The sequence below is a fragment of the Nostoc sp. 'Peltigera membranacea cyanobiont' 213 genome, assembly GCF_002245975.1.
GTDB lineage: Bacteria > Cyanobacteriota > Cyanobacteriia > Cyanobacteriales > Nostocaceae > Nostoc.
In genome coordinates this window covers 1-21,952 of sequence record NZ_NOLI01000010.1, presented here as the reverse complement: position 1 = coordinate 21,952, position 21,952 = coordinate 1, and the positions used below count along the sequence as shown (strand labels likewise).

Annotated in this window: 20 protein-coding genes; 11 read left to right on the top strand and 9 right to left on the bottom strand. The window is 43.3% G+C overall.

Going from position 1 to position 21,952, the window contains the following annotated elements; translation table 11 throughout:
- Positions 1-208 precede the first annotated feature (208 nt).
- A complete protein-coding gene (gene psaB / locus CDG77_RS04855; protein ID WP_094328280.1) occupies positions 209-2,434 on the bottom strand; it encodes a photosystem I core protein PsaB in 2,226 nt (741 codons plus the stop codon).
- A gap of 120 nt (positions 2,435-2,554) precedes the next feature.
- Positions 2,555-4,813: a photosystem I core protein PsaA gene (psaA, locus tag CDG77_RS04850; RefSeq protein ID WP_094328279.1), complete on the bottom strand. Its 2,259-nt coding sequence runs from the start codon at positions 4,811-4,813 to the stop codon at positions 2,555-2,557.
- A gap of 538 nt (positions 4,814-5,351) precedes the next feature.
- On the opposite strand from psaA, the gene CDG77_RS04845 reads away from it, so the two are divergent.
- On the top strand, positions 5,352-6,944 hold the full coding sequence (locus CDG77_RS04845) for a hypothetical protein (protein WP_094328332.1): 1,593 nt from the start codon (positions 5,352-5,354) through the stop codon (positions 6,942-6,944).
- Positions 6,945-7,193: 249 nt separating this feature from the next.
- On the opposite strand, the gene CDG77_RS04840 is transcribed toward CDG77_RS04845, so the two are convergent.
- Entirely contained in the window at positions 7,194-8,108 is a 915-nt protein-coding gene (locus CDG77_RS04840) for a glutaminase (protein WP_094328331.1), read from the bottom strand.
- A gap of 61 nt (positions 8,109-8,169) precedes the next feature.
- Here CDG77_RS04840 and CDG77_RS04835 point away from each other — a divergent pair, with 61 nt between their 5' ends.
- The 5 genes from CDG77_RS04835 (at position 8,170) to CDG77_RS04815 (ending at position 12,549) form a co-directional block, all read left to right on the top strand.
- Positions 8,170-9,684: a thioredoxin-like domain-containing protein gene (locus CDG77_RS04835; protein ID WP_094328278.1), complete on the top strand. Its 1,515-nt coding sequence runs from the start codon at positions 8,170-8,172 to the stop codon at positions 9,682-9,684.
- Positions 9,685-9,783: 99 nt separating this feature from the next.
- Entirely contained in the window at positions 9,784-10,212 is a 429-nt protein-coding gene (locus tag CDG77_RS04830; protein ID WP_094328277.1) for a KGK domain-containing protein, read from the top strand.
- On the top strand, positions 10,209-10,559 hold the full coding sequence (locus CDG77_RS04825) for a DUF952 domain-containing protein (protein WP_094328276.1): 351 nt from the start codon (positions 10,209-10,211) through the stop codon (positions 10,557-10,559). The genes CDG77_RS04830 and CDG77_RS04825 overlap by 4 nt, the downstream gene beginning before the upstream one ends.
- 214 nt (positions 10,560-10,773) lie before the next feature.
- On the top strand, positions 10,774-11,433 hold the full coding sequence (locus CDG77_RS04820) for a Uma2 family endonuclease (RefSeq protein WP_094328275.1): 660 nt from the start codon (positions 10,774-10,776) through the stop codon (positions 11,431-11,433).
- A gap of 198 nt (positions 11,434-11,631) precedes the next feature.
- Positions 11,632-12,549, top strand: coding sequence for an RluA family pseudouridine synthase (locus tag CDG77_RS04815; RefSeq protein WP_094328330.1), 918 nt, complete (start codon positions 11,632-11,634; stop codon positions 12,547-12,549).
- 236 nt (positions 12,550-12,785) lie between these two features.
- Here the strand turns inward: CDG77_RS04815 and CDG77_RS04810 are convergent, their stop codons facing one another.
- From CDG77_RS04810 to CDG77_RS04800, 3 genes are all read right to left on the bottom strand, one after another.
- Complete coding sequence (locus tag CDG77_RS04810; RefSeq protein WP_094328274.1) at positions 12,786-13,553, bottom strand: phycobilisome rod-core linker polypeptide; 768 nt, start codon at positions 13,551-13,553, stop codon at positions 12,786-12,788.
- A gap of 389 nt (positions 13,554-13,942) precedes the next feature.
- A complete protein-coding gene (locus CDG77_RS04805) occupies positions 13,943-14,488 on the bottom strand; it encodes a hypothetical protein (RefSeq protein ID WP_094328273.1) in 546 nt (181 codons plus the stop codon).
- Positions 14,485-15,102 carry a phycobiliprotein lyase gene (locus CDG77_RS04800; RefSeq protein WP_094328329.1) on the bottom strand — a complete coding sequence of 206 codons (618 nt, stop codon included), beginning with the start codon at positions 15,100-15,102 and terminating at the stop codon, positions 14,485-14,487. The genes CDG77_RS04805 and CDG77_RS04800 overlap by 4 nt, the downstream gene beginning before the upstream one ends.
- Positions 15,103-15,401: 299 nt before the next feature.
- Here CDG77_RS04800 and CDG77_RS04795 point away from each other — a divergent pair, with 299 nt between their 5' ends.
- The 4 genes from CDG77_RS04795 to CDG77_RS04780 all read left to right on the top strand — a co-directional run bounded on the left by CDG77_RS04795 (position 15,402) and on the right by CDG77_RS04780 (position 17,867).
- Positions 15,402-15,572 carry an NblA/ycf18 family protein gene (locus CDG77_RS04795; protein ID WP_223269709.1) on the top strand — a complete coding sequence of 57 codons (171 nt, stop codon included), beginning with the start codon at positions 15,402-15,404 and terminating at the stop codon, positions 15,570-15,572.
- Between the two features lie 371 nt (positions 15,573-15,943).
- A complete protein-coding gene (locus tag CDG77_RS04790) occupies positions 15,944-16,501 on the top strand; it encodes a bleomycin hydrolase (RefSeq protein WP_094328271.1) in 558 nt (185 codons plus the stop codon).
- 78 nt (positions 16,502-16,579) lie between these two features.
- Positions 16,580-17,074, top strand: a complete 495-nt coding sequence (locus tag CDG77_RS04785) for a bleomycin hydrolase (RefSeq protein ID WP_094328270.1) — start codon at positions 16,580-16,582, stop codon at positions 17,072-17,074.
- Between the two features lie 187 nt (positions 17,075-17,261).
- On the top strand, positions 17,262-17,867 hold the full coding sequence (locus CDG77_RS04780) for a HEAT repeat domain-containing protein (protein WP_094328269.1): 606 nt from the start codon (positions 17,262-17,264) through the stop codon (positions 17,865-17,867).
- Positions 17,868-17,956: 89 nt separating this feature from the next.
- On the opposite strand, the gene CDG77_RS04775 is transcribed toward CDG77_RS04780, so the two are convergent.
- The 3 genes from CDG77_RS04775 to CDG77_RS04765 all read right to left on the bottom strand — a co-directional run bounded on the left by CDG77_RS04775 (position 17,957) and on the right by CDG77_RS04765 (position 20,331).
- Entirely contained in the window at positions 17,957-18,862 is a 906-nt protein-coding gene (locus CDG77_RS04775; protein ID WP_094328268.1) for a HEAT repeat domain-containing protein, read from the bottom strand.
- Positions 18,863-18,893: 31 nt separating this feature from the next.
- Positions 18,894-19,133 carry a hypothetical protein gene (locus tag CDG77_RS04770; protein ID WP_094328267.1) on the bottom strand — a complete coding sequence of 80 codons (240 nt, stop codon included), beginning with the start codon at positions 19,131-19,133 and terminating at the stop codon, positions 18,894-18,896.
- A gap of 397 nt (positions 19,134-19,530) precedes the next feature.
- Positions 19,531-20,331: a DUF1838 family protein gene (locus CDG77_RS04765; RefSeq protein WP_094328266.1), complete on the bottom strand. Its 801-nt coding sequence runs from the start codon at positions 20,329-20,331 to the stop codon at positions 19,531-19,533.
- A gap of 143 nt (positions 20,332-20,474) precedes the next feature.
- Here CDG77_RS04765 and CDG77_RS04760 point away from each other — a divergent pair, with 143 nt between their 5' ends.
- Positions 20,475-21,746, top strand: a complete 1,272-nt coding sequence (locus CDG77_RS04760; protein WP_094328265.1) for a HEAT repeat domain-containing protein — start codon at positions 20,475-20,477, stop codon at positions 21,744-21,746.
- Positions 21,747-21,952 lie beyond the last annotated feature (206 nt).

Below are 21,952 nucleotides of genomic sequence, written 5' to 3'. Positions count from 1 at the left end.
ACTGTGCAGGACTGGTAAATGGTTTGCTTAAAAACTCATACCCCTTTTTAACATAACTTTATTCTAGTAAATCAATAATAATTTTACCAAATACATTAATTCCTACTCCAGAGAGTATACACCAGTCAACAATAGCCAATTTTATGTAAAAATCCCCCACCTTGCGGCAGGGGATTTTTATTACTTATCTACAAAACTAGCAGCCGAATTAACCGAACTTACCAGCCGTAGAAGCAATCAAGAACGCGGCGTAAGTTACGATGTAGCCAACAGTGAAGTGAGCTAGACCAACTACACGAGCTTGAACAATAGACAGAGCCACGGGCTTGTCTTTCCAGCGAACTAGGTTAGCTAGAGGAGTGCGTTCGTGTGCCCAAACAAGGGTTTCAATCAACTCTTGCCAGTAACCTCTCCAGGAGATTAAGAACATGAAGCCAGTAGCCCAAACTAGGTGTCCAAATAAGAACATCCAAGCCCAGACAGACAGGTTATTCACGCCGTAAGGGTTGTAACCGTTAATCAACTGAGCGGAGTTAGCCCAGAGGTAATCGCGGAACCAGCCCATGAGATATGTAGAGTTCTCATTGAACTGAGCTACGTTGCCTTGCCAAATACCTAGATGTTTCCAATGCCAGTAGAACGTAACCCAACCAAGCGTGTTGAGCATCCAGAATGTAGCTAGGTAGAAGGAATCCCAAGCTGAGATATCGCAAGTACCGCCACGACCGGGGCCGTCGCAAGGGAAGGCATAGCCGAAGTCCTTTTTATCGGGCATCAGCTTAGAACCACGGGCATCCAAAGCACCTTTGACCAAGATCAAGGTGGTGGTGTGCAGACCTAAAGCGATCGCATGGTGTACCAAGAAGTCGCCAGGGCCAATTGTCAAGAACAGGGAGTTAGTACCAGCATTGATGGCATCTAACCAGCCTGGAAGCCAAACGTTAGCGTAGTTAGGCCATGCTGTGTAAGCAATACTATCTGGGTTAGATAGCAAAGCATCTAAACCGTAAAGTACTTTACCGTTTGCAGCTTGGACGAATTGAGCAAATACTGGCTCAATCAAGATTTGCTTTTCAGGAGTACCGAAAGCAACTACTACGTCGTTGTGTACGTACAGACCAAGGGTGTGGAAGCCTAAGAAAAGTGATACCCAGCTGAGGTGGGAAATAATCGCTTCTTTGTGCTTCAGCACGCGGTCAAGAACGTTACCTTTATTTTGCTCTGGGTCGTAGTCACGTACCCAGAAGATTGCACCGTGAGCAAAAGCACCAAGCATCAGGAATCCAGCAATATACTGGTGATGCGTGTACAATGCTGCCTGGGTTGTGTAGTCCTTCGCAATAAATGCGTAGGAAGGCATGGAGTACATGTGTTGCGCTACCAGGGAGGTTACAACACCTAGCGCTGCTAAGTGCCAACCCAATTGGAAGTGCAAGGAGTTGTTGTAGGTGTCGTAGATACCTTGGTGAGGTAAGTTGAACGGGCCTTCAACAGGAATGCCGAAGAAACTCTTGGCATTTAATGCTTCTTTGAGACTGTGACCAATCCCAAAGTTTGTCCGGTACATGTGACCGGCAACGATGAATAAAACTGCGATCGCTAAGTGGTGATGAGCGATGTCAGTCAACCACAAAGCTTCTGTCTGAGGATGGAAGCCACCCAAGAAACTTAGAATTGCAGTTCCTGCACCTTGAGATGTCCCAAATACATGTCCAAGAGTGTCAGGGTTTTCAGAGTAAACACCCCAGTTGCCTGTAAAGAATGGTGTCAAACCAGCTGGGTGAGGTGGGGTGTTGAGGAAGTTATCCCAACCTACGTGCTGACCGCGAGATTCGGGGACAGCAACGTGAATTAAGTGACCAGCCCAAGCCAATGAACTAACACCAAACAAACCTGCTAAGTGGTGGTTAAGGCGATGTTCAGCGCTCTTAAACCATGCCAAGCTAGGACGGTACTTGGGTTGCAAGTGCAACCAACCAGCAAACAGTAGTACAGCAGCGAATACCAGCAAGAAAACTGAACCGTTGTACAGTTCGCCGTTATTCCGCATACCGATGGTATACCACCAATGGTAGAGACCAGAGTAGGTAATGTTTACCGGATTACTAGCGCCCGCTTGGGTAAAAGCTTCGATCGCTGGTTTACCAAAGTGGGGATCCCAAATCGCATGGGCGATGGGACGGATGTGAAGGGGATCTTTAATCCACTGTTCGAAGTTACCTTGCCAGGCTACGTGGAACAGGAGGCTGGATGCCCACAGGAAGATGATTGCCAAGTGACCGAAGTGAGTTGCGAAAATCTTTTGGTAAAGATTTTCTTCCGTCATGCCATCATGGGTTTCAAAATCGTTGCCTGTAGCGATCGCATACCATATCCGACGAGTCGTCGGGTCCTGTGCGAGATCCTGGCTAAATTTCGGAAATTTTGTCGCCATAGGTTTAATAAATCCTCTGACCTTTAGCCATCAAATATCAGCGTCTAGAGTCCTGAGTTCTGAGTCCTGAGTTCTGAGTTTTGACTCAGCACTCAGTCCTCAGTACTCAATAACTGATTGCTACCCTACTGAAAGGATGTGTGCATGGAAGAATGCCCAAGTGGTGGCAATTCCTCCTAAGAGGTAGTGAGCTACCCCTACAGCCCGACCCTGAATAATGCTCAGAGCGCGAGGCTGAATTGCTGGAGCTACCTTCAGTTTGTTATGCGCCCAAACTATGGACTCAATTAGTTCTTGCCAGTAGCCGCGACCACTGAACAGGAACATCAAGCTGAATGCCCAGACAAAGTGAGCGCCTAAGAAGAGTAGACCATAGGCAGATAGCGCGCTGCCATAGGAATTGATGACTTGTGTAGCTTGTGCCCACAAGAAGTCCCGCAACCAACCGTTGATGGTAATAGCACTTTGGGCAAAGTTACCACCAGTGATGTGAGTCACAGTACCATCTGCATCTACGGTTCCCCAGACATCTGATTGCATCTTCCAGCTGAAGTGGAAAATTACAATTGATATGGAGTTGTACATCCAGAAGAGTCCGAGGAATACGTGATCCCAACCAGACACTTGACAAGTACCGCCACGACCAGGCCCGTCGCAGGGGAAGCGGAAGCCCAAGTTTGCTTTGTCTGGAATCAGACGAGAGCTACGGGCGTACAGCACACCTTTGAGCAGAATTAGGACGGTGACGTGAATTGTGAAGGCGTGAATGTGGTGAATTAGGAAGTCGGCTGTGCCCAAAACAATGGGTGCAGCTGCCACTTTTCCGCCAACAGCCAAAATACCGCCGCCAAAGACATAACTAACTGGTTCTAGGGCATTAGGTGCAGTTGTACCAGGAGCCAAGGCGTGGATATTTTGTATCCACTGGGCAAATACTGGCTGCAATTGAATCCCTGTATCAGAGAACAAGTCTTGAGGACGACCCAATGCGCGCATTGTGTCGTTGTGGATGTAAAGTCCAAAGCTATGGAAGCCGAGGAAAATACATACCCAGTTCAGGTGAGAAATAATCGCGTCGCGGTGACGAATCACCCGATCCAGTACGTTGTTTTGGTTCACAACAGGATCGTAATCCCGCACCATGAAGATAGCAGCGTGAGCCGCTCCACCAACAATCAAGAAGCCACCGATCCACATATGGTGTGTGAATATGCACAACTGCGTAGCGTAATCAGTTGCCAAGTATGGATAGGGGGGCATCGCGTACATGTGATGCGCGATGATGATGGTCAGTGAACCCAAGAAGGCTAGGTTAGTAGCCAATTGAGCGTGCCAAGATGTGGTCAGGTTTTCGTAGAGACCTTTGTGACCTTCACCAGTGAAAGGACCTTTGTGGTTTTCGAGGATCTCTTTAATGCTGTGACCAATACCCCAGTTGGTACGGTACTGATGACCAGCAACGATAAAGAGAACTGCGATCGCTAAGTGGTGATGAGCAATGTCACTCATCCACAAGCCACCAGTTACTGGGTTCAGACCGCCCTTGAAGGTAAGGATGTCAGCATACTGACCCCAATTCAAGGTGAAGAAAGGTGCTAAACCAGCAGCAAAGCTGGGATACAACTCGGTCAACAAGTCTTTGTTCAAGATGAACTCGTGGGGCAAGGGGATGTCTTTGAGAGCAACACCTGCATCCAAAAGCTTGTTGGTCGGATTGGACACGTGGATTAAGTGACCTGCCCATCCCAAGGAACCACAACCTAGCAATACTTGCAAGTGGTGATTCAGCATCGACTCCACATTCTGGAACCATTCCAGTTTAGGAGCGCGTTTGTGGTAGTGGAACCAGCCGGCAAATAGGAATAAGCCTGCTAATACCAAGCCACCGATCGCAGTGCAGTAAAGCTGGAAGGAGTTTGTAATCCCCCAACCACGCCATACTTGGAACAAACCGGAGGTGATTTGAATGCCGTGGAAACCACCGCCAACATCACCGTTTAAAATGTCTTGCCCAACAATAGGCCAAACGACTTGAGCGCTAGGCTTAACGTTTAACGGGTCACTTAGCCAAGCTTCGTAGTTAGAAAACTTCGCGCCGTGGAAAATCATCCCGCTCAACCAAACCATCACTACAGCCAGGTGGCCGAAGTGGGCTGAGAATATCTTGCGGGATATGTCTTCTAAATCGCTTGTATGTGTATCGAAATCATGGGCGAGTGCGTGCAGGTTCCAAATCCATGTGGTGGTTTTGGGACCTCTGGCTAAGGATCTGTCAAAGTGTCCAGGTTGCGCCCATCTCTCGAATGAGGTTGGAACCGGATCGTTATCGACGATTACTCTTGCCTTCTTTTCCTCTCGCTCCGGAGGACTTATTGTCATTTGACCTCCTCTCTTGATAAGGAATGAGGAATCATGAATACCACAAAGTGAACCATTACCGCATACTCAGAATTTCACTGAAGCCGCGATGAAGACCCTATGTGGATAGTTGTTTCTCGTTGAATTATAGAGTCTTCACCTACACTTTGTTGGAGATATTTTAACAATAATTCAAACTTCGTGGAATATTGCTGAAATTACCGTCTAATCTGCCTTTTAACTTCAAAGTGTTTGCCTAAAAGTCAAGAGATTAACCATTTTAATTTACAAAGAATAACAATTGGGAAGTTTTATGATTTTGCTGTATGCACTTGGCTTACAGCTTTTACTGCTATTACTTATGAACATTTGTGTCATATTTCCATTGTTGTAAGTAAAAAGCTGTAAAAGGTATGACTTGTTTTAAAATTTACTGAAATAGATAGAGGAAAACTTAGGGGATGTGAGGTAGATTTCACCTTTTGGGCTATAGTGCCAGATGGACAGTTTGAGCGAAAATAATCTGTCAATTGTCGAAGACTATCACTGGGTGCAACGCATGAACTCGTGGCAGAAAAGGGTGTTAGAGAAGTTCCTCGCTGAGAGGTTCCCGATTCTTAGGTGGATTATGACATTGGTGCTGGTATTAAGCTTGACCAGTTGTGGTGAGAAAGCCGATAGCCAGGAAGTATCTACTGTATATAGAGAAGACACTCCACAGATTTCTCAAGTTTCAAAGCAATTTTCGGAAGTCTCCCCACCATCTGTTATCCAAGCACTGCGTCCAAGTTTGGAAGTTTATCAGCCACAAGTGGCAATTGTGACTCCTAAACCAGATGAAGTTTTCCAAAATAACAAAGTTACAGCTAGTTTTCAGGTTAAGGATCTACCAATATTTAAAGATCCACAATTACAACTGGGGCCGCATCTCCATGTAATTCTGGATAATCAACCTTATATTCCTGTTTACGACCTGAATCAACCCTTGGTTTTGCCAGAGTTGTCTCCAGGTACTCATACTCTGCGTGTCTTTGCTTCTCGTCCTTGGAATGAAAGCTTTAAGAATGAAGGCGCTTATGCCCAGACAACATTTCACGTCTTTACCAAAACCGACGACAATAACCCAGATCCCAAGTTACCCCTGCTAACTTACAGCCGTCCTCAAAGTAGCTACGGGGAAGAGCCAATTTTATTGGACTTTTATCTAACTAATGCTCCCCTGCACCTCGCCCTGAAGGAAAACACTAACGAGGGATTTAGTGATTGGCGCATCCGCGTCACAATTAATGGTGAAAGCTTTGTTTTCGATCGCTGGCAAGCAGTTTATCTGAAAGGCTTCCAAGCTGGTAAAAACTGGATAAAGCTAGAATTTCTCGATAATCAGGGAAATCCTCTCAAAAATGCCTTTAATACCACAGTCAGAGTCATTGACTATGAACCAAAGGGTAAAGATACTTTGTCGAAAATTGTGAGAGGAGAACTCACAGCAAATGAAGTGCGCGGCATTGTAGACCAGAATTATAAACTCACACCTACGCCTTCTGTTGAAAAAACACCCCAAATACAACCGAAGGTAGAAAAACAGCCCATTCCTGAAACTGAAGTTCCGAAAGAATCCAAAACACAACCAGAACAACCAAAATTGGAAGTTCCAACGGCTGTACCATCTCCTACCTTATCCCCGACACTACCAGAAATAATTACGCCAACTCCTGAATCAACGCCGCTACCTGAAAAAGTTAACCCTCAGCCAACTAAACCTAAAGTTGACGGATTTTTTAACCGTCAGGCTGGTAAGAAACCTACTCCACCAGTCACAGTTGAGCCATCTCCGAGTTTGCCACCCACGCTACCAGAGATTATTGAGTCTCCTGTACCAGAAATAATTACGCCAATACCAGAGGTACAGCCAGAGGTAAAACCAACTCTTGAATCAACGCCACTACCTGAAAAAGTTCCGCCTCAGCCAACAAAATCTAGATTTGGCGGATTTTTCCAGCGTCGAACGAGCAAGACACCTACTCCAGAAGTAACGGTTGCGCCATCTCCGAGTTTGCCACCCACGCTGCCAGAGATTATTGAGTCTCCTGCACTAGAACGACAGCCAGAGGTAACACCAACTGCTGAAGAATCAACGCCGTTACTTAAATAACATCTTGTAGGGCAATTCATGAATTGCCCCTACTTTAAATCAGGGTTTTGGCTAAATTGTTGTATAAGTAACGCGATGTGCAACTTATCTTTAGAACCCCACTTCCATTCCTCTCCCCCACAGGGAGAGAGGCTTTGATTCTTGCTCCCCTTCCCTTGTAGGGAAGGGGTTGGGGGTTAGGTCTGAGAGAAAGTTGCAGACGGCGTTAAGTACTACTAAAATAAACGCTCTGAAGCAGAAAAACCGGAATTAACCAAAGACACTCAACTGTAATTCTTGTGCCAAAACCTCGACAAATGCGATCGCACCTACAGGATTTCCGATATTATCCAAACTAGGACTGTAACAAGCGATCGCTCCCTCACCTGGTACTATTGCTATAAGTCCACCACCAATCCCTGATTTCATCGGTAAACCAACTCTGACTGCAAACTGAGCAGAAGCTTCATAAAGTCCACAAATTGACATCACAGCATTGACAATTCGGCGATTTTGTGGTGATATACAGCCATTGTCAAAAGCTAAGAGTTTTCCTAACAGAGCTAAATCTTCAACTTGCCCAGAAATACAGCATATTTGCTCGTAAGTGTCAAGTGGTGTTTCAATATTTTCTAGATGACCGACTTGGGCGAGATAATTAGCGATCGCTTCATTGGCTGTTGAACGGGTTAATCTTACTGAAGCCAGCATCACCTCATCTAACCATAGTTGGCAACCTGCTAATTGGTTGAGCCATTGACAAAATAAAAAAGTGCGTTGGCTAGCGTCCTTTCCTGGTAACTTATCAGCAAGAGTAATTGCCCCACTATTAATCATCGGGTTGCGGGGGCGGCCGCGATCGCTAACTAATTGTTCTAAAGAATTGAAGGGTGCATCCGATGGTTGCACCCCAACCCAGCCAAAAACTGTTTCTGCACCAAAATGTTCTAGCAGATAAAGTAGGGAAAATGTCTTAATAACGCTCATTAGCGGGAAAATACAAGCTCTATCCCCAAAGCTGATACTTTTCCCCGATTTACAGCAGATTTGAACTGCAAACAAACCAGGATCGGCTAAAGATAATTGGGGAATGCGATCGATAACTCGTCCCTGTTTAGCCTGAATTTTAGCTTGTTCTACCCAAGCTAATAACTCCGTAGTAGTTAATTTTTCAAGTCCTTTCACAACAGATACACCCAGATTCAATTATTAATTACGAATTACGAACTACGAATTACGAATTATTATGCTTCCCCGTGTTAGAGCGCCTCAATTACCGCAAGATTACTCTTGGCTCAATACCGATAAACCTTTGTCTCTTAAACAGTTCAAGGGTAGAGTCATAATTTTAGATTTTTGGACATACTGCTGTATCAACTGTTTACATATTCTGCCAAACCTGAAATATTTAGAACATAAATATAAAGATAGCCTTACCGTTATCGGTGTCCACTCTGCCAAATTTGAAAATGAAAAAGAAACAGAAAATATCCGCCAAGCTATTCTGCGCTACGACATTGAACACCCAGTTATAGTTGACAGCAATTTTCGACTTTGGGAAGAATATGCTGTCCGTGCTTGGCCTACTTTAATAATTATCGATCCAGAAGGTTACGTAATTGGTCAAATTGCTGGAGAAGGAAACCGTGACACTTTAGAGGAGTTGATTCAAAAGTTAATTCAGCAACACCAAAATAAAGGCACGATTAATTTTCAAGAACTTAGCTTGACTTTAGAAAAACAGCGTCAACCATTAATTACACCTCTAGCTTTTCCTGGTAAAGTCTTAGCTACCCAAGCGGGTTTATTCATCGCTGATTCTGGACATCATCGCCTGATTATGAGTAGCTTCGATGGTGAAATTCTGCACTTGATTGGTACTGGAAAATCTGGCTTAACCGATGGTGCTTTTAATGAAGCGCAGTTTTTTGCACCACAGGGAATGGCTTATGATGTAGAAAATCAAATTCTTTATGTGGCTGATACAGAAAATCATACCCTGCGGCGAGTTGATTTAAAGCGTCAAGTTGTGGAAGCGATCGCAGGAACTGGTGAACAAAGCCACAATATCAATCCTCATGGCGGTGCTGGTTTAGAAACCGCGCTGAATTCCCCTTGGGATTTAGTAAAAGTGGGAAATACTCTGTTTATTGCAATGGCTGGGCCGCATCAAATTTGGCAAATGGATTTAGAAACCGGCATCATCAAAACTTATGCTGGTATTGGTGCAGAAGCGTGTATTGATGGTTCGCTTGGTGAATCTGCTTTTGCTCAACCTAGCGGTATTACTAATAATGGGCAAGAATTATATATTGCTGACAGTGAAGTTAGTTCAATTCGTGGTGTGAGAATTGTACAACCGTACCAAGTGCGAACTGTTTGCGGTAGTGGCGGTTTATTTGGTTTTGGCGATGTCGATGGACAAGGTGAAGATGTTCGTTTACAACACTGTTTAGGAGTGGAATATGCTGATAATTTTCTGTGGGTGGCGGATACATATAATCATAAAATTAAATTAGTTAGTCCCAGTGGCAATTGTCAAACAGTTTTGGGAGATGGTTTTGCTGGTTTACAAAATGGTCAAGGTAAGAATAGCCGCTTTTTTGAACCTTCGGGATTGAGTATTATAGATTCATATCTATATATTGCTGATACTAATAACCACGCCATCCGCCGTGTAGATTTGAATACGTTTGAGGTAACAACCCTAGAGTTTATTGGGTTATGTGCGCCAGATGTATGTATTCCAACAAATTCATAGTATTTAGGTATTTTCACTAGCTTGATATCAATAAAATTACAGAATAAGCTGGGAGTAAGCTTATATTATCAAGCTGGTATTGTCCAGTCTAAAATTGATATGAATAATAAACTAATTACTCTAGACTGTGATGATGATGTTTTGCTCTTGCAGAAAGATACTTTTAAAGTTAGCAGATTAAAGGAATTAGTTCTGCAACAGATTTGCAGCAAGTGGGAAAATCATGGTGTTCATGATTACTCGACTCAAAAAGCTATCACTTCAATTCCTGCATTTTTCCAGCAACTATCTTTTAGTCAAGAGACTATCAAAATAGATGAAATTAAATTTAATTTGGTTACAGATTGCCAGATACTTAAAATTAACGGTCAAGGGTGGCAGAAAGGTAAACTAAAAATTCAAATATACATATCAAATGCAACCAAAGATAAATATAAATTATGTCTTGATTTTTGTTCTGATGAACCAGATGAACCTGAATCGCCTTTAGATGATATTCGTAAAATGATACAAGCAGAAGCAACATGAACACCATCCTCCACATCACCAAACGCCAACAATGGGAAGACGCGAAAATACTCGGTAGCTATCGCGCTGATTCGCTAGAGAGTGAAGGTTTTATACATTGTTCCAAGTCAACGCAAATACTCAAGGTTGCAAAGAGATTTTTTGATAACCAAAAAGAATTGGTAATACTTTTTATTGATTCTGATAAAGCACAAGCTGAAATTCGCTATGAACCTGCTGAAATAGGCGAATTATTTCCTCATATTTATGGTGAGTTAAATATTGATGCTGTGTATCAGGTGATTTATTTTGAAGCTGGAGGAGATGGTTTATTTGAGTTACCGCAAGAAGTTATAAATTTAGATTGACGAACCGCAGAGGCGCGGAGGACACGGAGGAGGAGAGAATTGGGGTAATACAGTTCAGATAAGACCAAAACACTTGTAGAGACGGCGATTTATCACGTCTCGAAAACCGGCAATTTTGTACAATTAGCCCTTAAATACATCGAATTTGAAAAAATTCCCTTTTCGCTCATTTCAAATTTGAGTAAAAATAAAGTTATTTAACAACTAACATCTTATGGTTACTCTTCAACTCAGACAAATTCGAGTTCCACCAGGGCAAAGAATAATCCTGGAAGATGTGAGTTGGCAAGTATTTGAAGCAATTCTCAACGAGTTAGGAGAACATCGCGGGAGTCGAGTAGCATACAGCGAAGGAACGCTAGAAATTATGGCTCCATTACCAGAACATGAACGAGTTAAGGTAATCATCGGAGACTTAGTGAAAGCCTTGCTAGATGAACTCGATTTGAATTGGGAATCTTTAGGTTCAACTACTTTTAAGCGAAAAGATATAAGTGCAGGTATTGAACCTGATGATTGTTTTTATATTCAAAACTATAAGCTAATGATAGGGAAAGACAGGATTGACTTAACAGTTGATCCTCCTCCTGATTTGGCGATTGAAATTGATGTCACCTCGAAAACCCAAATTAGCGCATATCAGGCGTTAAAAGTACCTGAAATTTGGCGATATGAAAACAAAAATTTAGAAATTAGCTTGCTGCAATGTGAGCAATATGTAAAGTCTCTCACAAGCGCCACATTTCCTAATTTTCCTATCATTGAACTAATTCCCCGATTTGTGGAAATGGCGCGAACGACAGGAATGAGTTCAGCACTTAAAGGGTTTCGACAATGGGTAAGAGAACAGATAGAAGATAGTCAGGGTGAATAAAATTCGCGGCTATATAAACAAGTCTAAGGGATTCCGCGCTTTACTTAAAGAACGGGGAATTAATAATCTAGAGCAATTGTGACCGAATTTAATTTACAAATCCAAGAAAATAGCGATCGCAGCACCAATACCAAGGGCGATCGCTTCTCTTCTGATATAGAGGATGCAGCACTTAGCCTACTTCCCTCCAGTAATACGATACACTGCACCGACACTAAAGGCGATCGCATTGACCGTTTCCTTTCCCAAGAATTACCAGATTTATCCCGTTCGCGTATCCAACAGTTAATCGAACAGGGTAATGTCCAACTTAATGATAAAGTTTGCACTTCTAAGAAAATCAATGTCAAGCTAGGCGATCGCATCACTCTGGAAATACCAGAAGCACAACCCCTAGAACTGCTAGCAGAAGATATCCCTTTAGATATTCTCTACGAAGATGACCAATTACTCATTCTCAACAAACCCGCAGGTTTAGTTGTCCATCCCGCACCCGGACATCCAGATGGCACGCTGGTAAATGCTTTGTTGGCTCATTGTCCCAATTTACCAGGAATTGGCGGAGTCCAACGTCCGGGAATCGTCCATCGATTGGATAAGGATACAACGGGAGCGATCGCGATCGCAAAAACAGAAGTTGCCCATCATCATTTACAAGCCCAACTCAAAGCTAAAACCGCACGCAGAGAATACTTGGGTGTGGTTTACGGTGCGCCAAAAGGTGAAAATGGCACAATAGACTTACCCATTGGTCGCCATCCACAAGACCGCAAGAAAATGGCTATTATGTCTATTGAACAAGGCGGACGATCTGCCGTCACTCATTGGCAAGTACTAGAACGCCTCGGTAACTTCACCTTAATCCGCTTCCAACTAGAAACTGGACGCACCCATCAAATCCGCGTCCACAGTGCTAAAATGGGTCATCCCATCGTTGGCGACCCAGTTTATAGTTCTGGTCATTCAGTGGGCGTAAATTTGACCGGTCAAGCACTCCACGCTTGGCGACTAAGATTGCAGCATCCCACCTCTGGGGAAATGATTGAGGTGACAGCTACCCTTCCCACCCAATTTACAAAACTTTTGGAGATGTTAAAAAAACGAACTACACTTTAGCCTCATCCCGCGCCTAAAAATAACGCTATTTTACAGACATTGGGTATTAACAAAAAACCATTCCCAATTCCCAATTCCCAATTCCCAATTCCCAATAACAACTAGCGTGCATTAGAAATGGGATAGAGTCTGTTTCATTAGTTAAATCTAAATGAAACTCCTACATAACCCAAGACTTATGCACGCTATAAAACGATCAAAGCGATTAGCTTAGACAGCCGCCGACCAAAAAATTGTTACTTAATTCCAGCTAACTGGCGATAAGGTACAGACTTTTCGATATCGATGTTGAATGACGAGATTCTTTGTGGTGTATTGCCAGTTGCATTGACACTTTGTGCCATAGACAAAAACAGAGCTGGATCGCCAGCTTTTGGCTTTTGCTCTTGTGGAAGGAATCTGCGTACTTCGACCTGCCAAATGATTTGGGGGAAGCCCAGTTTAGCACGGTGGTAATCTTCGTATCGCGGAGATTTGATGTTAAATGGCAACTCACCCGCAGATTGAGATGGTAGTATCCGACGGCGTTGATAGGGCACTGTGGAGTATCCAAAATTGCTCAGGTACTCTTCAGTGTTGAGAACTTCATCAACAAAGCCTCTAATACCTTTGGTAGCGACCACAATTGACCAAGCAATTTTTTCGCGCTCGTTGTATGGGTCGCGTCCTAGAACGCGCTGAATTACCTGCTCAACAAAGCGATAATTATTGTTGAGGTCGTAGAAACTTCTCTTAAAGGTATCGGAAAGCACTAATCCACGAACAAAGTCCCGTACTGTAATTTGTCCATTACGGAGTTGAGACTCTAAATATGTTTCGCGATCGGCAGCAAAAGCATAAAAGAAAAGTTGACGATATGCTGCTTCGATCAAATCGCCTAAATCTGATGGAGACAGGATATTGTCTGTAGTAAAAATCCTCGGCTGTTCATCACCCGGTACTTCATATCCAGCGACACGCTGGTTTTGACTTGAAGGTTCATATTCTAACAGAGGAATTGCCATTCTAAAGCCTCCATGTTCTTAATTAAAGTTAACAACTTTAAATCACATATTAAGGGAGTAGTTGTATCAGAACCTCAGATTCTGATAAAATTTCACGAAACTTAACTAAGGGTGATTTAAGTATTTGGTATGAAAAACGATTAGCGCACTGGATTTAACCCATAACTAATCAATAAAATGTAGTGCAACTTCCAGCTTAATAGTTACCGTAAATTACTAAAAAATTTTATTCACATATTTCAGATTAGAAGATTGAGTTTCACTTTTTTTAACTGAAGCAATAAAATTTAACATTCAGCAAAAGAAATTAATGAAGGATTGGGAATTGGGAATTGGGCATTGGGCATTGGGCATTGATTATTCCTTCTGCTCCTCTGCCCCCTTCCTCCTCAAAGACCTATCCAAAATTGCAGGGGATCTATGGTTGACTTACAGTAAGGCCAACTACGCAAAGTTGCTTCCATTCCTGCCTCCCAGTAGGGTGGTTGTAATCCTAGTCCTAAACATAGATGAGATAGGATGTTAGCAAACTGCTGATTGTGACCAAAGTCTCCTACATGAGCATGGGCGTATTCGTGGACGACTACACCAAACCAGTCTTTAGGTGCAACTCGGCCAACATCTACCAAAATAGTGATCGGATTTGTAAGAATATTACACAGCCCGTCTATACCAAAAGATTGAGCTATGGGGACTGCAAAAATCTGGATGTGGCGACGCTCTTGCGGATGAAAGCACTCATGACAAACTTCTAGATAGGCGTTGATCTGAGCGTTAACGGTGTTAATATTTTCGCCAATCCAAGTACAAATGGGGATGCGATCGCGCAGGTTATCAAACACATTCACCATCCCCGGCTCTAGGGCAAGTCCCTGCACCCGATGCAGGTAATCTTGCCCACGAATAAAAGCATTGCTCTGCTTGAGATAATTCACCAGCCCAAAACTGAATAAAACTGTCTTTTTTCCAGAACATCCTGCCCAACTCTTTCTGTTACCTGTTCTGTGTTGGAAACCTCAACAGAATTCTCAATGCGGCTTTCAGTACAAAACGATGCTGTACTGAAACCACCAAACCGTTTTACCGTACTGGTTCGCATTCGCATATTTGGGCTGGCGAACCAGAATCTCTCAATGGAACTCATTGTTTCGTATTCGGTTGTCAACACTAGTCCATCTTCATCATCCATGTGAAAAAGACCGACTACAGGCACAATCTCGGCATAGCCTCTTTCGCGGAGTAATTTGCCGGACCTTGGGTTATCGCCATCAGGCACGATCGCAAATATGGTTTTTCCCTGATGGTTATCTTCACCCTCTCTATCCCAAGCCATTGTGCCTAGCCAACGCACACGCGACCCTCCTACTGAAAGGCTGGGGTCAATTTCATGATACTGACACAGTTCAATGATTTCTGGATGATTGGCTTCCAGAGTTTCTACCTGTATATCCGATTCTCCCGTTTCTGAGCGCTTGAATGCCAAATGATGAGTTGCCCGTTGCGATCGCCACTTACCAGCACTTAGCTGGAAAAATTCCATTGCGTCTATCAATCTTCTGACTCCTACTTATGACTCCTGCGGATGATGTTGACCTTGTTTTTTCTTTTTACAGTTATTGGTATACAAACATTCTAAACATTACAGCGATTAGCGATCGGCTTCAACAAACTCCTTACAAAGGGTGAGATGGAGATGTTACTATGTAATTGTAAATTTTTATGAGTCTTGTTCTTCATAGCTTGACAATGTAGACAGTTTAATATCTCAGTGCTAAACTAGTAGAAAGCGATCGTCTTCACATTAGCAGTAACAACAAATACCTTCGATCCAGTCAATCAGAGGAGTGAATGATGGATTTTCCAGTCGAACTAACCTTAGAACAACAGTTTCGCTTAAAGAACTTGAAAGACCAGGTAAAGAACTTGACTCAACAAGAAGCTCAGGAATTTTTATTAGAAGTTTTACGGCAGATGATGGTAAAAGATAATTTGGTCAAACATCTCCTAAAGCAAGCTTGATCGAGTAAAAAAAAAGAATATCTTTTCCTTAAGACTTACGCAGTGAGAGAGTTTCATTGAAGTGCGTAGGTCTTAGTTTTTTGAGTACTTATACTGAGCTTTACCCTTGATGCAGTATTTTGTGGAGAAGTATTAGGCACAATAGCTAGAGGTTCAGAGAAGGCAGAGGAGATGAGGAAGAATAACTAATGCAATACCCCATATCCAATCTCCAATCCCCAAATTAAATATTACAGATTATTACTTTGTCTCTCATAGTAAAGACTAGGGTACTACCGATCCCCTATGTTTTTGTTTGGCTACTCACAGTTAATCTGATCGAGAACACGCCAAAAATAATATCCGCCATTTGTGAATATTAAGGAGAACTCATGGTTCTTGATGCTTTTTCTAGAGCTGTAATTGCGGCTGATGCCAAAACCGCTCCTATCGGTGGTAATGACTTGGCAGCCCTTAAGTCTTTCATTTCTGAAGGCAACAAGCGCCTTGATGCAGTGAATGCGATCGCCAGCAACGCTAGCTGTGCGGTTTCTGATGCGATCGCTGGGATTGCTTGTGAAAACACAGGTTTGCTTCAAGCTGGTGGTAACTTATACCCCACTCGCCGCATGGCTGCTTGCCTACGTGATGCTGAAATCGTTCTGCGCTACGTAACTTATGCACTATTGGCTGGTGATTCTTCCGTATTAGACGATCGCGCTTTGAACGGTCTGAAAGAAACCTACACAGCTTTGGGCGTACCAACCGGATCGTCTGTACGCGCTTTCCAAATCTTGAAGGCTATCAGCGTCGCTCACATCACAAACACCAACACTGAAGCTAACGCTGGCAAGAGATTCCGTAAATTGGACACTCCTCAAGGCGACTGCTCTGCTCTAGCTGCTGAAGCTGCTAGCTACTTCGATCGCGTTATTTCTGCTCTGAGCTAATAGCTCATGGCTAAAGGCTATTAGCCAAGCAAACTGAAATTAGAACTCGATCAAATCTAATCTGGAGTATAAAAAGCAATGAAATCAGTTATCACTACGGTTATTGGCTCTGCTGATGCAGCAGGTCGTTTTCCAACCACCTCCGATCTAGAATCCGTTCAAGGTAGCATTCAACGTGCTACTGCTCGTCTAGAAGCTGCTGAAAAGCTAGCTACTGGTATCGATAACGTAGCGAAGGAAGCTTATGATGCTGCCTTCAAGAAATATCCTTACCTCACCCAAGAAGGCGAAGCTGGCGCTACCCAAGTCAAGAAAGACAAGTGCCTCCGCGACATCAAGCACTACCTACGCTTGATCAACTACAGCTTAGTTGTGGGCGGTACTGGCCCTCTAGATGAGTGGGGTATTGCAGGTGCTCGTGAAGTTTATCGCTCTTTGGGTCTGCCCACAGCTCCTTACGTTACCGCGTTGACTTACACTCGCGATCGCGCTTGCTCTCCTCGTGACTTGTCTCCTCAAGCGTTGGTTGAGTTCCGCGCTCTTCTCGACTACGTAATCAACTCCCTTTCATAGTAATAGGAATTGACTAGACGTAGACGAGCGATCGTCATCCTCTAAAACTCAGGGACTCTCAGTCTGTTGCTTTGCCTGTATCTGGTTGAGTAATTGACCAAGAGTCCCTCAGTTGTTACTAATTCGTAATTCGTAATTCGTAATTCGTAATTGAATTTGGGTGATTTCAACCGGGAAATTTTATTTTATGACAATAGATTCTCTATTTGAACAGTTGAAACACCCCAACCCCAATCTGCGGGAACGAGCTATGTGGGAACTGGCTGAGGTTCGGGATGAAAATACCATTCCTCGCCTGATGGGTATTTTGGATGAAGAAGATGTGACTTACCGTCGAGCTGCGGTGAAGGCACTGGGTGCTATTGGTGTAGATGCTGTCCCGTCACTGGTAGAGTCATTAGTAAATAGCGAGAATGCGACTATTCGGGGTAGTTGTGCTAAGGCTCTGGCACAGATTGCTGCTAACCATCCAGATGTTCCTTTTCCAGATGAAGGCTTACAGGGATTGAAAACAGCGCTCAACGATCCAAATGCCGTTGTCTATATTGCATCAGTAATGGCGCTAGGTGAAATTGGTTCTCCTGCCTTTGAGATTTTAGCTGAAGCTTTAAAAACAATAGATAATGTTGCAGTGGCTGTGGCGATCGTCAATGCATTCGGTTCGATGGGTGATATCCGAGGTGTGGAAGTGCTGACGGCATTGACAAATGATGAATCTGTTGATCCATACATTCGTGAATCAGCAGTGAGTGCTTTGCCCCGATTAGATCAGGTGATTAAATATAAAAGATAAAAGAGCGATCGCTCTTAAATAATTCGTAATTCGTAATTCGTAATTCGTAATTATGTTTTGTGATAGGGAAGCGTTAGGCGTAAGGGTCATTACCAAGAATCTTCTTCTGACTGTTTCTCAATTTGAGAAATCGCTAACTCAATCACTGCCTTAACTCCTACTTCCTCTTCATCGGTTAGTGCGGCTTGCAGGGGTTCTAAGGCAGTGCGATCGCCAATTTTCATCAATGCCAGAGCCGCCGCTTTTCGGGTTTCCCAATCGGGATGATGCAGTAACTCCACCAGATTCGGAATCGCTGGTTGATAAGCTAGGCTGCCCAAAGCAGATGCCGCTTCACACCGCACCATTGGGGATGAATCCGTGAGGGCGTTTACCAGGATTTGAAATGCTCCCTCTTCAGTGCCTTCTTCAGCGATTTTAGCGATCGCACCTACCACCGCAGCCCGAACATCAGCCGAGTCTGAGTTAATTTCTCGATATAAATGCTCCTTCGCTTCTGCCCCAATAAATCCCAGCGCCCATACTGCATGACCTTTGGCACTTTCTGGATACTCTGTTGATGCTAAGATTTGCAGCAATGCTGGCACAGCTGCCTCACCGATTTTGGCAAGTCCTCCCACCGCCGAGGTTTTAACCACCGTATCTTCATCATTTAAGAGGGCATTAACCAAGGTGGGAACTGCGATCGGATCGGCAATGAGTGTCAGGGTTTTGGCGCTGGCTCTGCGGACAACTGGGTTTGGGTGATTTGCTACAGCTTCCATCAACAAAGGGGTTGCCGGTTTCCCAACTTTACCCAACGCCTCTGCAAAACTCAACCGAATCATCCCCCGTGAGTCTCCCATACTCTCAATCATCTGCTTGAGTAGCTGTTGATCGTCAGGGTTGAAGGAGTTTAAGCCTAATTGCTCATTGACTGCTGCTAGTATTGCATCAGTTTCTGCCTGAGAGAGATTTAACGAATCCTCCCCGGATTGAGTTTTGGAGTTGAGCATGTGACTTTTAGCTAAATTATCAAGATGATTACTAGTTATTGGCGCTCAGAGCAGCTTGCTGATTGCGGAGTTCTTGGAGGGCAGAATCAATCTTGGCAAGCTCAGGCTCCAGTTGTGCCATAACATTTACTCTCATCAACTTAGCCCGTTTTGCTGTTTCTGTAGTTTCTTGAACTAGACGTTCCCGATATAGCTCAAGTTCTGCAATCACTTCTGCAACATCTTGAGGGGTTATGTTATCGGTTTTTGTGAATTCTGAGGTTTCATCCATAACTTTTGTTTCCTAAATGCGTGTTTATATAAATGATGTGTAGTCAGTGTTCGACTATCGTTTGTATTTGTTTGGTCGCTAAAGATCGGCACTTAGCAAATGCATAAAATTGAACTATTGGCAAGAGGCAACTAACTAATATAGGACTAGTATTTGATTTCTGAAAAGATAGGTAGGGTGTGTTAACGACAGCGTAACGCATTAAACCCTTGATGANGGTGCGTTACGAACTGCGTTCTAACACACCCTACAATACCTAATTTTGTTCAAAAATCAAATATGATTCCTATAGCTGACACATACATATATTCCGATCTTCTCAGATCGCGTTACCACTGGTAAAGCTTTTTGATAGAAATCTTCAAAATTAATTACCAATTCCCAATTCCCAATTATTTTAAGATGTTTCCTCTAGTGGGAAAGTATCTCCTCGTAAGTAAGATTCAAAATTTTTCTTAAAGTATTGAATACTTGTTATATTCGGCTCATCACTTTCTGGTGGCGTGAACTCATAAATTGGTACTTTTTCTCTTACCAACGTGACCAAGCTAGGATGAAGCTGCTCAAAAGAATCTACTCTAAATATTGTTGTTTCAAATCTTAATTTAGCTGGATGAGCATATCCTAATTTCATCCAGGGCATCCAAGGACAGTCTCTCGCCCACTTTGCAGGAGGAACATCAGTTGCATCGGGGCGGCAAGTATTTGATATAAAGTACTCAACTCCCTTAAACTTTTCTCCAGGGCAATAATCTAAATATTTACTATCTCCTGCTAAGGGATGCGGGTATTCTAAAGGAATTTCCATAACAGAGGTAATATATCCCTTGCCTTTGGGTATAACAAATTTCTTTGGTTTGACTGACCCTTGGACAATGCGGTTAGCAATGTGAACTACTGGTACTGGTTGACTTACTGTTGGTGATTTCCAAAAGTGCAGAATCTCTTGGGTGTCAGGGTGACAAAATAAACCCAATTCTCTATTGATGCGATACCCGACTTCGCCGTGTTCAGGATCGGTTTTGAGAAATACTTTGGTAGCATTCATCCCAATAATAGAAAACAATTTTTCTTTTTCCTTGTCTGGTGTTTCTTGCCATAAAATTTCCCCAGACCAATTGTAATAAAGCTGTAACCCATGATTTTTTCTGTAAAAATCGAGGTTATTAAATTCGTAGTCATCTAAATAATTATTCATACTCTGTTTTTATCATTCTCAAATGGCTGCGTAGACGCGAAGTAGCTATTTTGGTCATCCAAGGTTCAATGCCCAATACCCAATCCCTAGTACGATAGTAAACATAAACTCTGAGCAATTATCCAAAAGCCATTTATAGATCAATGGATAAACGTTTTTTTAAAATGTTTGGGCTAACAGAAGATCAAGCGATCGCAATTATCGATACACCATTAGAACAACTAGAAGACGCTTCTGATAAGTATATTGCTGTTTCCCATCTAATTAACTTCCCCACTGAGCAATCGATCGCAGCTTTGGTACGGGCGATTGAAACCAGTAACCCTGACGAGTTAGACCACCGCATTGTCCGCCGCAAGGCTGTGGAAAGTCTAGGACGATTGCAGGCTGAATCAGCTTTACCTGTAATTCGGCAATGCCTTAAAGATGATGATATTTATACTGTTGAAAATACCGTGTGGGCGATCGGGGAAATAGGGACTAAAGATCCAGAAATTCTTGAAGAAGTAGCGCAACTACTCGATAAACCAGGTCAAATTTATCGAGTAATTATTCACACCTTAGCTAATGCTGATTATCAGTCGTCTTTAGAACGGGTAAATAAATTTACTCAGGTGGAAGATGAACCTACGCGTAGTGCGGCGATCGCTACGGTTTGTCGTTTTACCGGTGACTACTCTCAAATCACTGAAGTGATGGCGCTGTTGCAAAGTACCAGCGTCAATGCACGGCGCGGTTGTATTCAAGACTTGATTGATGCACGCTACTACAAAGCCATCCCAGAAATTGCTCGTTGTCCTGTCTCTCTGGTGTTTAGGTTGCGAGGTTTGCGGATGCTTTTAGATGCAGGCGTTCCCAGTGGTGAAATTACCTTTACAGAAATTCAACCTTACTTAGAACAAGTACTTTACGATCGTCCCAACGACCTCGATCTAGTCCATGAGTATGACGCAACCCCTGTATTAGATTTTGTGATTAACGAACTCTACGAAACCGATTTTGGCCGCTGCTATTTAGCAACAAAAACCTTATTAGATATCTATGCAGAAGAAGCATCCCAAGCGCTCCTAACAACTTATGGGGACAAAGCATATAACGATTATGGCGCTCATTATCATGTGATGAAACTTTTCGGCTGGCTAAAATACGCTCCCGCTTACGATTTGTTAATAGAAAACCTACACAACCGCGAACCCCAGTTTCAGAAATCTCGCGCAGCGTGTGCGATCGCTCTTGGTGAATTGGGTGATTCGCGAGCAATTCATGAACTCAAGATTTGTCTCAATACGCCGATTTGGGATTTGAAATATGCTTGTTTATTAGCACTAGACCGCTTAGGCGACTCATCCGGTCGGGAAATTTGCGCTAGCGATCGCGATTGGTTAATTAGGGCGAAAGCGACGAGTATTCAATAGTTAGGGTTTAGTTAAAAGGGCGGTTAGAAACCGCGTCTACACACACAAAACCCGCCTGCGCGGGTTAAAAACAATAAGCTTAAGCCTATTGTTAATTTTCTATTAGCCCAGGTCGCTGGGCTTTGTCTGTGTAGCTGCGAATTCCATTCGCTGGGCTATAGCGGTTCTCAGTTGAGTGAGGTACAAGAACCCCACCCCCAACCCCC